Below are 11,482 nucleotides of genomic sequence, written 5' to 3' on the forward strand. Positions count from 1 at the left end.
AATCAATATTCAAGTTTGCTTAACGCGACAACTTTTATAGTTTAGCAAGAATCTAATTTGTTGTCAAGAACTTTTTTATTTGCTGTAGAAAACTCATAAAATTGACAACTCAAATAATATACTATGCTTTTTGATTTCTGTCAAATAAAAAAGGACTTTTTTTAAAAGTTATTTTACGGCTTCTATTAAAACAGTATCTAAAGAAGAGCCATACTGTTCTCCAAATAAATTTAAATGCGCCAATAAATAATAAACTTGATACCAGGCCACTCGCTTCTGATAGTTCTCCGGCAAGGGAAATGCCGTATTATAGGCTGTATAAAAATCAGCTGAGAAGCCACCAAATAATTTTGTCATTGCCAAATCCATTTCACGGTCTCCATAAAATATATCAGGATCGATTAACACAGGTCTTCCATCTTTTAAAAAAGCTACGTTTCCCCGCCAAAGATCACCGTGAAGTAGGCTAGGTGTAATCTTTCTTGTCCGGCTATCCTGATAAATTATTTCTTCGAGATGCTTTACTAACCTTTCCCGTTGTGTACTCCATAATCGTTTTTGCTTTGCCAATCGCACTAACGGTTCCAAACGCTGATTAACGTAAAAATCCGCCCAGTTCGCTTGCCAAGTATTAATTTTGGGCAGCGTTCCTTCAATGAAATTATTTTCCAAACCAAATTGTGGTGCGGTCAAGCGATGAACGCTTGCAACTGCCCGACCAAGTTCCGCATCATTGCCGGTCTTAAAATCTAACCAGGCCAAAATAAGATAACCGGCATTTTCAATAGTCCCGCTGGCAATAACTTTAGGCGTCACAACAACCTTTGCCAAATTTTGTAATCCGTTAATCTCATGCTTAAAAAAGTTTGCATTATTTTCTGGCTGAACTTTTAAAAAATAACGTGAAGTGGATGTACTAATTTTGTACGCTTGATTAATATCACCCCCGTCGACTGGCCTAACTTCTTCAATTCCAGTCAACGGTAACTGTGCTAACCATTCTTGAGTAAGTTTCATCGCTACCTCCTAAGTTTTCTAAGGACCATTTTGCAGATTTGTAATATCCTGTTAACGGCAAATGGCCATTATTAAAAGTCTACTCAAATCATAGCATCTCCTAGGGCAAACAAAAAGAATCAGAAAAACTAAGCATTGGAAAAAATCCTGCCCTAATTTTTCTGACTCTCTTATTAACTGCTACTCCGTAACCTGTTCTTTTTTTCTACTGAGCTTAGGTAATGAACTGGCGCGCAAGGATACCTGACTATCACTTACAATTTGATCATACGTTTTTTCATCAATCGTTAGCAAACCAGTTACGGTTACTCGACCAGTTAGGATCGTATTTAATGCTGGCTGCGCCTTGTCATAATCCGTCACCACTGGTAATAGCGTCACGTTATCTGGTGTATTCTCCGCCAGATAGGTGTAAAAATCATCTATCAAGTCAATAACCACGGTGTTATCGCCATTTGTAAAGACCATGTTACGTAGCCACCAAATAATTAACTCATTTTCTGACGAGAAGACTTCTAATAAAATTCCAGACTCATTTAAAAGCTGAATTGTTTCTTTATTATCATCATTATATTCTTTGACCAAGACTAAACTACCATTAGTTCGGTAGAAGTTTTCGCTCACAACGCGCTTAACATTTTTTTGATCGAGATATTGCGTTGCGGATAATTGACCCTTTAAGTCGAAAACGTCTCGCTTGATCACTTTTCCCTGACTGTAATACAACACGTACCACAAACTATTATCAGCCCGTCGCTTCACCTGCATAACTGGCTGGTCGTCTTCATTCTTAACCGTTTCGGAGTGCGTTGCGTCATCCTTAACGTACTGCCAATCAGCATTCTGGGGAATAATGTCTTCCTTAACGGTACCTGGCTTTTCTGTTTCCTGCAATGACTGATATAGATTCAAAAGTTGACTATTAGCGCTAACTAAACCAGATTTCTTATATTGTTGCCATGTCTTAGTCAAATAATCATTGTATTTAGTCGTCACAACAGTCGGCGTGGCTCCAATTTGGTCAAAACTACGCTTCAGCTGACCCAGCGTATCTGGATAGCGACTAGCTAAATCAGGGGTTAAATCACTGGCCAAGGCAAAATAGTGCCGTTGTTTATCTAATTTAACTGCTTGAATAGATTGCTGCACATTAAAATAGCTGGCCAATTTCTGTTTGGTTTCTTTGAGTTGCTTAGTGTACTGATCATACCGCTTTTGGTTAGCAGTCAAATCACTTTGCAATTTTTCCAATTGTTTAGCCGTTGCATCCCGTTCACGATCACGAGCATCTTGTTTTGCTTTAATCTGGGCCTTCAAGCTCTTGATTTGTTCAGCCAAAACTGATTGCTTATCTTTAATAGCGGCTTCGTCCTTAGGTAGCGTTTCTAGTCGTCCCTTGGCATTACTAATTTTAACGTCAATAACGTCCAATTGGCCCTTAACATCCGCCTTTTTAGCATTCAACGCCTGAACATGACTCTTTTGCCGTTCTGCCAGTTCAATCATCTTGGTCAAATCAGTTTCTTGCTTAATTTTATCCACCATTTCGGCTTCTTCATCCTGGTAACCAGATAATTTTTTATTAGCGGCATCAGTCTGCTGATTATAATCATTTAATGATGTTTGAACATCGCGTTGCTGCTTTTGAATTGTCTCTAATTCTGTTTGTGAATTAGAGAATTGCTTTTGGACATTCGCGTATTGAACAGTTGTTTGATCCTGAACCTTTTTCTTTAGTTCAACTAACTTGGCCTCATCAGCCGTGTGCTGCTTCTTCAAATCTTCAATTTCAGGGACAACTTTGTTAATTTTATTCAGTAGCGTAGTTCGCTCAGTCGTCAGTTGCTGTTTTAACTGATCGCGTACGTCTTTAACCTGATTTTCAAGATCAGCTAGCTTGGCCTCGGTCTCGGAGCGTGTGGCCACAATATCATCTAAACTAGTATTGTTGGCCGCTTTTTGATCTTCTTTTGTTTGGCTCGTAATCTCCATCTCCGTCTCTTTTTTTATCGGCCGAAGTTTGTTACTTTCGGCTAACTGCCTGAATATAATAATAGCGTATGACAGTTTAAAACAACTTATTGACCCAATTTTAATGCATGAACACGGTAACATCAACTTTTGATTTAACCGGTTCACCTAAAAGCACCAATTATTGTTACTTTATAGTCCTTAATGTCCAATCTAAGAGTGTTAAATTAATTTTGCAAGAATGTTCTGAAAGACTTAAAAAATGTCCCGGTTCTACTCCCCCGCAGCAAACTTATTAGCGTACCTAAGCACAATTCAGACGTCGGTTGATTTTAATTCAATCAGCTGCCTTAACGCGGCCAATAATAATAGTCAATTGCCAAATAGAATCCAAGTGTTTTTTAAACACCACCTAGATCAACTGATTTTCCGAAAATCTGCATTTTCATTTTAATTCCGGTTGGTGTTGCCGCTAAGCCGCCTAAGCCAGTTTCACGTAGCGTTTGGGGCATATCCTCCCCAATTTTCTTCATTGCCGCAACAACTTCGTCAGCCGGAATTTTGTTAGTCAAACCAGCCAACGCCATATCAGCAGCAATCAGAGCGTTCCCCGCACCAATCGCATTTCGTTTAACACAGGGTAATTCCACCAAGCCAGCAACAGGATCACAAACTAGGCCCAACAGGTTACTCAGCGCCATCGCCAAGGCCTCAGCTGATTGTTGTGGCGTTCCACCAGCGGCTTCAACTGCGGCGGCCGCTGCCATTGCCGATGCACTACCAACCTCTGCCTGACAGCCACCAGTTGCCCCAGCGATCATCGCGTTATTGGCAATAATTAAGCCGAACGCCCCGGCGGTAAATAAGAACCGAACTAGTTGTTCATGATTGAGATTAAGTCGTTTACGTAACATAAATAAAACCCCAGGTAGCGTGCCTGATGAACCGGCCGTTGGTGTAGCACAAATAACACCCATTGAAGCATTAACTTCATTCGTTGCAATGGCATCTTGAACTGCCTCCAAGACAGTATCACCGGCTAAAGTATGATGCGATTGACGGTATTTCTTCAGCTTGACTGCTTCACCACCGGTCAGGCCCGTTTGTGAATAAACGCCTTCACCGCTGGCACCCTTTTTTACCGCGTCGGCCATCACGGCTAAATTACGCTCCATTGCCGTCCAAACCTCATCCTTAGTGCTATTCGTATTCTGCATTTCTTGTTCAATCATGAGATCAGATAACGTTACGTGCTGCTTAACAGCCGCTGCCACTAATTCTTCAATTGAAGTAAACATTTGCCATCCCCACTTTATAAATAAATCAGCTCTGCTACCGTACTGTTCAGTGCCCTTACTTCATCTTGTTTAAGTCGCTTATTCAGGTCAAATTCAGCTAGTTGGCGCCCAGTGTCTGCTACATAGATATGATGGTAATTAATCCCGGTCAGCACTTCTAATTGTTCAAGTAGTAGCTGGTCAGTTCGGTCATCATCTAAAGCTAGTAAAACGGGCAAAGCACCCTGTGGTTGGATATCAAATTCGCCCACTTTGATTCGCCGAATTTCAATCGTGCCACCACCAATTGAACAACCTGCAATTTCAATTGACTTTTGTGCATTTTTTAATTGAATAACTGCCGTATTCGGGTGCCCAATTGGACTTTTTCCCTTTTCTTCTTTAAAGACTACCTTGATCTGTTGCTGCCGAGCAATCGTAACCGCTTGGGGCACGCGGGCATCAGCAGGAGAAAAGCCTAACACACCACTTACAATGGCGTAGTCTGTCCCGTGTCCCCGGTGCGTTTGTGCAAATGATTCAAAGTAATGCACCACGATTTCTCGAGGTGTACTTTGAAAAACTTTACGGGCCGCCTGGCCAATTGCAACGGCACCGGCAGTATGAGAACTGGATGGTCCAATCATAACCGGCCCAATAATATCAAAGACACTTTTATAATTAGTAGTCACCCGAATAACCTCGCTTTCATCTTGCTATTAGTTTACAGCGAAACACCGCTTTTGTCTGTGACTATGCGATTCTTCTTAGACTATTTTTAGGCAAACGTTAATGTTAGGTTCCAAACTAAATAAGCAGCTAGTCCTCGGTTGTCCCGTACCCTGCATTTTTGGCAAAAAAATGGACCAAGGAGTCAATTCTATCACCAACCAAATAATACAACCTTACAAACGGCTGTCTTACGTGCTTAACTTCAAGAATTAGTTCACTTGGTCCACATTTTTTATTTAATAACGGTCATACCATTCATATATTTAACTAGCACATCTGGTACTTTTACAGAGCCATCTGCTTGTTGATAATTTTCTAAAATTGCCGCAACAGTACGGCCAACAGCGACACCGGAGCCGTTTAGCGTATGAACGTAATCGACGGAACCATCTTCCTTACGGTAACGAATCATTGCGCGCCGGGCCTGGAAATCCAAACAATTCGAGCACGAACTGATTTCACGATAAATGTTTTGTTCCGGCATCCAAACCTCAAGGTCAAAAGTTTTGGCGGATGAAAAGCCGGCATCCCCGGTGGATAGCACAATCACATGATACGCTAGACCTAATTGTTCTAAAACTTCTTGAGCGTTCGCGGTCAGGGAATCTAATTCTTTATAAGAATCTTCTGGTTTACAGAACTTTACCATTTCAACCTTATTGAATTGGTGCATCCGCGTTAAGCCCCGTGTATCGCGACCGGCACTGCCAGCCTCAGAACGGAATGCTGGTGTCAATGCCGTAAAGTAAGTTGGTAAATCCTTTTCGTCTAAAATTTCACCACTATAGTAATTTGTTAATGGTACCTCGGCCGTTGGAATTAGCGTCATCCCCGTTGATTCAACGGTGTAGACATCTTCTGTAAACTTAGGAAATTGGCCGGTACCGAACATTGTTTTTCCAGTAACCAAGTATGGTGGAATAATTTCATGATAGCCTTGTTTCTGCGTATGTAAATCCAGCATAAAGTTGTAAAGGGCCCGCTCCAAACGAGCACCAGCATCTTTATAGTAAACAAACCGCGCACCAGAAACTTTTGCGGCCCGATCAAAATCTAAAATTCCTAAGTTTTCACCAATTTCCCAGTGAGCTTTAGGTTCAAAATCAAATTCAGGAATTGTTCCCCATTTACGTAACTCTTTATCTTCAGCCTCATCTGGCCCAATAGGTAAACTGTCGTCAGGTAAATTAGGTAAGCGAATTGCAATATAACGCCACTGCGCGTAGACTTTCTTTTGCTTTTCATCTGCGGCTTTAATGACGTTATTTAACGTCTTAACCTGCTTAATTTTAGCCTGTGTTTCTTCAGAACGTTTGTCCTTGGCCTGACTGATTTGCCCCGTTAATTGATTCTTTTGCTTACGTAAATCTTCAGCCTCCGCGATAGCATCCCGGTTCTCCTGATCAAATGCCAAATACTGATCAATTTCTTTCGCCTCAATACCGCGTGTCTTTAACTTGGCCTTCACCATGTCTGGATTTTTTCGAATTATTTTAGGATTAATCATTGTGGAAACTCCTTCCAGAATAGTAAAAAATAGCCGCTACGATTTAACTTCAATTAAAAAATAGCCTACTTCTTAACTACTCAAAAATTATTTTTCTGCAACAAAGCAATTTTGGTCGTCTTACATTAAACTAGGGAGTGTTTGAAAAAGCGGTTAGATTCTGAGGATTAGCCTAAATAGACGAATTACCTTTGAAAAAGGTGATTTGACTGTTGTAGCTAACCGCAGGAATCTGCTTTTTCAAGCACGTTTACACTAAGTTGGTCAGGTAAATACTAGTAACGGTATTTCCCAAATATAAACTAAGTTGTTAGCGCGCAACTATAAAACAAAAAACGTCCCGTAAGTTAACTTTTGCTAACTTACGGGACGTTTACACGCGGTACCACCCATTTTAATGATTAAAAATCATTCACTTAATTGAGTTTAACGGCTCACCGTGGTGACTTTTCGCCACCAAGCTCAGCACTGGATTCACCCAAAGTATTGACTAGCTCACATTAACCGCTAGCTTTCTGAACAATTCTTTGACCTACTAGATGCCTCATTGCAGATATCCCTTTTAATATAACATATAAAGGCCAGTTGTCAACGGACTACGCATTCATATAAGAAACAACATTGTCAATGTAAGCATTAACTGTTGTATCAATTTCATTATCGTAAGCATTCATTAATGTCTGCAATTGTGCAATCACTAGTTGAGATAACTTCAAAGTCAACTTTGATTCTGCATCAATTAGCAACGCTTGATCAAGGTGAATTAGTGCTTGTTTCGCGGTCGCTTTTATCTCTAAATCGGCACGTTTAAAAGTTGCCCGCTGCCCATCCTTGGTCTCAACGGCGTAACGATCACCTACAAGTGGTACAAACTTCAGACCTTGTGCGACCACGGTGCTATATTTTTCTTCATCAACGAATTCCATGTGTTGTGTCCTCCATTAGCATTAACTTAAAATATAAGAACCTGACAAAAACTAATAAACTTTAAAAATAACGTTCTAAAAGTCAGTTTTTGTCTAGCGTTTTTTCATGTAACCTTGATATATTTTAGTCATTTTTAATTGAAACGCAACCGTTTTAAACAAAGAAAATAAACTGTAATCTTTTCGTCATCTAACGACGTGTGCGTTATAAGAAATACCAATGGCTATAGGTTTTTATCCATATCAAAAGTCAGCCGCGATAATCCGACACCTTGCGTAATTAATGTGCTAATCAATACTTGAGTTCGCTTAGTCATGTCCGCAACCAGCGCGTAATTTTGTTGGGTTAAAAATTCCGTCACTTGGCTTGCCGGTTGTTTATCCACCTGAGCATCTGTCCCGGCCATCAACGTGTGTTGCTGTTGTCGTGCATCCTTCAAATAATCCAAATCGGCCTGAATAAAAGCACTGTGATGACTTTCAACTAACATGGATAGCGTCCGGTAAAGCCAGTATGCACTAGTACTGCCATACGTCAGCGTCATTGGCGTTGTGGAATAACTAGGATCAGTATCATTAGCGTTGGCATAAAATGGGACGTACGGACTAAACGCCGGAACACCAAAAGACAACCAATACACGGCAGCACAAGATTCTGGAACGTGATTTCGAATTTGTAATACGTGTGAATTTTGAGTCCGTGATAGCGAAATTGCCCGGTAGCGCACTTTATCAGCGTGACTGCCTTGGCCCAGCGGATCAAATTGCGTTTCATTATAGTGTGAACTCAAAATATATTCTACATCCTCGAGGCTGATTCGGTGGCTTGGATAGCAAATAAATGGCAAGTCCACACTTTCCGGATCCTGTTCAATTTCTGGATTCAAATAACGCTGGGCAAACCAAACACGTGGCGTATTGTAATGGTGGTCTTTTTTAGTGTTCGTTCCAAAAATATGCCGAAAATTCCAACCTAACGAATCGGGATTCAAATGATGTTCAGTTACAAAATTCTGAATACCATCAGCCCAAAGAAAATTCCCGGTATCCTTAAAATCTACTTGCTGAATTGCAACTTGATTAGCGGTAACCGCATAGGCATCATCCGGAATTCGTTGTGCTAACCATAAATGACCAGTCACAATCTCCATGTACCAAACATCATTTTTATCACTAAACAAGACACTGTTACCAGCATTAGACCCATACTGTTTAATTAGCTTTCCTAAATACAAAACGCCATCCCGGGCACTGTCAATGTAAGGCAAGACCAGCGTTTCCAGTGAATCTTCACCCAACCCCCCGTCTACTAGCGGGTCAAAAGCAAGCGTGCGCTCATTACCATAGGTGCTTTCGGTAGCACTCATTGCAACGTTTTTTTCATTAATACCACTTTCATCATTAACGCCTTCTTTTTCGGCTTGGGGGTCAGCATCAGGCGTTGCTTGATACCGATAGCCCTTTTCTGGTAGCGGGGCCGTAAAGCCATTTAACTCCGATTTTAACGTTACCCCCTTGCGACCTTGAACTGCTGGGTGCATATAAAAACGTTTTGGATGGACCGCCAAGTAGCGATCTTCATTACGGGCAATCATTGTTGAACCATCAAGACTTGCCTTTTTACCAACCAAAACAGAAGTACACATTGTTGAAACTTTTGCCATAAAAATAAGCCCTCTTCATTAAAAAGTATTAAATGCATTTTACTACGTTTAGCCTAAAATAACGAGGGAGTGGAACAAAGGTCGTTTCTGGCACACGCTATAGAATAATGTTCGGAAACAATAAGGGGCCAGGACTTTTGTCCCAGCCTCGCTTACTATTTTTGATCATCACTCTAGAATGTGCTTAAAAAACAATCTTCTATTTAACCTGTAATTTTTCAATATCAATAACGCGATCAATCCATCCTTCATAAAAACCAGGTTCATGGGTCACCAGCAAAACGCTGCCTTCAAAATTCTGTAAAGACTGGCTCAATGCATCCTTTGTCTGCTCGTCCAAATGATTCGTCGGTTCATCAAGAATTAAGAGATTAGCTGGGAAAATTGTCAAAATGCATAATTTAACCTTGGTTTGTTCACCACCACTAAGCATTTTAATCGGTTTATCAACATTGTCCCGCTCAATTCCTGCACGTGCTAATGACTGCCGCACTTTTTTCTGGGTTAACTTCGGCGCCGCCGCCTGAACAATCTGTAGCGGTGTTTGTTGATTATTATTCCAAAGCAATTCCTGTTTAAAATAACCAACCTTGGTTGTGGCCGAAAACCAATAATCACCACTTAGTTTAGGAATAATTCCCAGTAACGTTTTAATCAAAGTTGACTTACCGATCCCATTAAAACCAGTAATGGCAACTTTTTCTGGTTGCGTAATCGAAAAATTAAATGGTGTTAATAGCGGTTTTTCGTAACCAACCACTAAATCAGAAACGTCTAGCAGCATCCGGACGGCACTAAGCTGATACGGAAAATTAAAATGAGATGCCATTAAATTACCTGGTGGCGTTAAAATATCCATATGTGCTAACTGTTTCTCCCGGCTTTTGGCGATTGTCGAACGACTGCCAGCCTTGTTTTTACGAATATAAGCCTTCGTCTTTTCGATTTTCTTTTGCTGCGTTGCGTAAGCCTTTAAATAAGTTTCTTTATTAGCCTCTTTTTGACGGCGAGCCTGATTTAGCGTTCCCCGGTATTTTGTGATCTTACCAAATTCAATATCACAAATACAATTAGTGATCTGACCTAGAAAATCGTAATCATGGGAAATTACAATGAAGGCCCCGGCAAAATTATTCAAATAATTAATCAGCCATTCAATATGGTTTGTGTCTAAATAGTTAGTTGGCTCATCTAATAGGAGAACATCTGGTTGTTCCAGTAATAATTTAGCCAAAATAACTTTAGAGCGCTGACCGCCTGATAGTTCACTACTATTACGGTCCAACCCAATTGCATCAATTCCAAGTCCCGAAGCAACTTGATTAATCGTGGTCTCGATATCATAGAAGTTTTTGGCCTCCAGAATTTCTTGATTATGTCCGGCCTTTTCCAATAAATCATCATCCGGGTTTTCTGCATAGTCCGCGTAGATTTGCTCATTCTGTTTATTTAAAGCGTACAACTCACTAAAAGCACTTTTTAAAAATTCAAAAATTGTCTGCTGCTCAGCCAAACTCACGTACTGATCCAAATAACCAATTTTAATGTGTTTTTTCCAAGTGATTTTACCGCTATCAGGTAGAATTTGCCCGGTAATAATCTTAATTAAAGTACTTTTACCGACACCGTTTTGTCCAATAATACCCATATGGTCTTCTTGATTAAGGGCAAACCCAGTGTCATCATATAATGTTTTATCTAGAAACTGTTGTTGTAAATTTTCAACTGTTAACACACTCATATTGGCTCACCTCATTTCAAAAATAACCCTGACCTATTTTATTTCACAATGTTAAAAGATTAGCACACTACAAAATGCCGGTCAAACAAAGGATTCCATGAAAAATAAACTCAATATCGATTTCAATAAAATTGATTTGGATAGATTATTTTGTCATCAATCTGTTAAAATAGCCCAAATTTCCTAAAATAGTCCCGTAATTTTGTGATAAAACGCTGTTTTTCACAAAAAATTGGAATTAATTTCACACTTTGTTCTATTCTATTGTAATATTGGCACCTTATATAAGACCGCCACAGCAAAAACAGGCCGTTTAAAGTATCTTATTTATGACGTTAAATTACAAGCATGTAACAATATTTCATAAATACGTTTTTTTGTAATCTTGTTGGCATTTAATTGACACACTGGCCACCTATAATAGCCTTTGTTGGTTGATAAGTTACTTATCGACATTGAAACAGAATATTTAATAATCCCAATTTAGGAGTGATCTTTATTTTATTGAACAAACGTGCAAAAATGATCTTGTTAACAACTGCTGGTGCAACTGGTTTATTGGTTGGTGGCGTTCAGGCCGCTAATGCCGCTACAGTTACTGCTAAAGCAGGCGATACTGTATCAGGGTTAGCTAAACAATATGGTTC

Annotated in this window: 8 protein-coding genes and 1 other annotated feature; all 8 genes read right to left on the reverse strand. The window is 40.0% G+C overall.

From position 1 onward, the window contains the following. Window positions 1-168: 168 nt before the first annotated feature. The 8 genes from EKM61_RS10035 to EKM61_RS10070 all read right to left on the reverse strand — a co-directional run bounded on the left by EKM61_RS10035 (window position 169) and on the right by EKM61_RS10070 (window position 10,835). The gene (locus EKM61_RS10035; RefSeq protein WP_068226162.1) at window positions 169-1,017 is read right to left on the reverse strand and encodes a fructosamine kinase family protein; all 849 of its coding nucleotides are present in this window, start codon (window positions 1,015-1,017) and stop codon (window positions 169-171) included. 180 nt (window positions 1,018-1,197) lie between these two features. Further along, complete coding sequence (locus EKM61_RS10040) at window positions 1,198-3,009, reverse strand: coiled-coil domain-containing protein (protein ID WP_225359774.1); 1,812 nt, start codon at window positions 3,007-3,009, stop codon at window positions 1,198-1,200. Between the two features lie 380 nt (window positions 3,010-3,389). Further along, entirely contained in the window at window positions 3,390-4,286 is an 897-nt protein-coding gene (gene sdaAA, locus EKM61_RS10045; protein ID WP_068226161.1) for an L-serine ammonia-lyase, iron-sulfur-dependent, subunit alpha, read from the reverse strand. A gap of 14 nt (window positions 4,287-4,300) precedes the next feature. Next, on the reverse strand, window positions 4,301-4,957 hold the full coding sequence (locus tag EKM61_RS10050; protein WP_068226160.1) for a serine dehydratase beta chain: 657 nt from the start codon (window positions 4,955-4,957) through the stop codon (window positions 4,301-4,303). A 272-nt stretch (window positions 4,958-5,229) separates the two neighbouring features. Further along, complete coding sequence (serS, locus tag EKM61_RS10055) at window positions 5,230-6,504, reverse strand: serine--tRNA ligase (protein ID WP_068377227.1); 1,275 nt, start codon at window positions 6,502-6,504, stop codon at window positions 5,230-5,232. A 362-nt stretch (window positions 6,505-6,866) separates the two neighbouring features. Continuing rightward, window positions 6,867-7,061, reverse strand: a binding site (T-box leader). A 39-nt stretch (window positions 7,062-7,100) separates the two neighbouring features. Beyond that, on the reverse strand, window positions 7,101-7,430 hold the full coding sequence (locus EKM61_RS10060) for a hypothetical protein (RefSeq protein WP_068226158.1): 330 nt from the start codon (window positions 7,428-7,430) through the stop codon (window positions 7,101-7,103). 224 nt (window positions 7,431-7,654) lie between these two features. Further along, window positions 7,655-9,094 (reverse strand): C69 family dipeptidase, encoded by a 1,440-nt coding sequence (locus EKM61_RS10065; RefSeq protein ID WP_068226157.1) that lies wholly within the window; start codon window positions 9,092-9,094, stop codon window positions 7,655-7,657. A gap of 199 nt (window positions 9,095-9,293) precedes the next feature. Then, window positions 9,294-10,835: an ABC-F family ATP-binding cassette domain-containing protein gene (locus EKM61_RS10070; RefSeq protein WP_068226156.1), complete on the reverse strand. Its 1,542-nt coding sequence runs from the start codon at window positions 10,833-10,835 to the stop codon at window positions 9,294-9,296. Between the last annotated feature and the right edge of the window lie 647 nt (window positions 10,836-11,482).

Origin of the sequence: Loigolactobacillus backii (genome assembly GCF_003946275.1) — a bacterium.
In the GTDB taxonomy this organism is placed as follows: Bacteria; Bacillota; Bacilli; order Lactobacillales; family Lactobacillaceae; genus Loigolactobacillus; species Loigolactobacillus backii.

What these genes read in the sequence shown, in the direction of transcription:
- EKM61_RS10065 (WP_068226157.1), bottom strand. Translation starts at nt 9,094, where the DNA reads ATGGCAAAAGTTTCAACAATGTGTACTTCTGTTTTGGTTGGTAAAAAG.
- EKM61_RS10035 (WP_068226162.1), bottom strand. Translation starts at nt 1,017, where the DNA reads ATGAAACTTACTCAAGAATGGTTAGCACAGTTACCGTTGACTGGAATT.
- EKM61_RS10070 (WP_068226156.1), bottom strand. Translation starts at nt 10,835, where the DNA reads ATGAGTGTGTTAACAGTTGAAAATTTACAACAACAGTTTCTAGATAAA.
- EKM61_RS10060 (WP_068226158.1), bottom strand. Translation starts at nt 7,430, where the DNA reads ATGGAATTCGTTGATGAAGAAAAATATAGCACCGTGGTCGCACAAGGT.
- serS (WP_068377227.1), bottom strand. Translation starts at nt 6,504, where the DNA reads ATGATTAATCCTAAAATAATTCGAAAAAATCCAGACATGGTGAAGGCC.
- sdaAA (WP_068226161.1), bottom strand. Translation starts at nt 4,286, where the DNA reads ATGTTTACTTCAATTGAAGAATTAGTGGCAGCGGCTGTTAAGCAGCAC.
- EKM61_RS10040 (WP_225359774.1), bottom strand. Translation starts at nt 3,009, where the DNA reads ATGGAGATTACGAGCCAAACAAAAGAAGATCAAAAAGCGGCCAACAAT.